The sequence below is a fragment of the Rhodococcus sp. BS-15 genome, from assembly GCF_000813105.1.
In the GTDB taxonomy this organism is placed as follows: Bacteria; Actinomycetota; Actinomycetes; order Mycobacteriales; family Mycobacteriaceae; genus Rhodococcoides.
Genome location: NZ_BAOX01000609.1, coordinates 1 through 749, shown reverse-complemented (window position 1 = coordinate 749; position 749 = coordinate 1). Strand labels below are relative to the sequence as shown.

Sequence of the window (749 nt, the reverse complement as noted above, 5' to 3'; positions counted from 1 at the left end):
GGCCCACCGGCCACGCGTCGCCGCGCAGCCGCAGGCGGCGAACGCCGATCAGATACACCACGGCCATGACGATCGCAGCGGTACCGAAGATCAGATCGAAGCGCCAGTCCAGAGCCATTCGCGCGAACGTCGGCGGGCCGCTCAGGTTGTAACCGAGGGCCGCCTCCGTGGTCGTGAGGTTGGGGTCGATCTCGGCGGGAGGTGGTGTACGGCCGAGCCCGACGGCCAGGCCGATGGTCGCCGCGAGGACCAGTACCTCGGCACCGGCGAAGCGGAGCAGCGGCCCGCGGGCCGAGGGATCGGCGACCAAGGCCGGTAATGCGCGGCGACGCTGAATCCAGCCGAAGCCGCCCAGCACGATCAGGGCGACGATTTTCCCCACGATCAGCAGTCCGTAGGTGGTGGTGAACAGGTCGGCGATCGAGACGCGGACCAGGGCGTTGATGACGCCGCTGATGCCCATCACCACGAAACAGACTCCGGCGATGGTGGAGAATCGGCGAGCCGCGACGTCGGCATGTGCGCCGCGCCTGCGAACGTGTGCCAGCAGGGCGAACAGACCGCCCGCCCACAGCGACGCGGCCCCGAGGTGCAGGATCAAGCTGTTGGTGGCGATGTCGTGCGATCCGCCCGCCGAGGAGTGCCCGCTCAGCGCGATGGGCAGCAGCGTCGCCAGGGAGAACCCGAGCAGCGCGGGCCGTCCAGGCCCATCGCAACACCGTGCGCGACGCGATAGCGAGCACAACGGA

1 pseudogene is annotated in these 749 nt (G+C 69.6%); it reads right to left on the bottom strand.

Going from position 1 to position 749, the window contains the following annotated elements:
• Nucleotides 1-749: pseudogene (locus RHBS_RS28240) on the bottom strand (copper resistance D family protein); the annotation flags it as partial.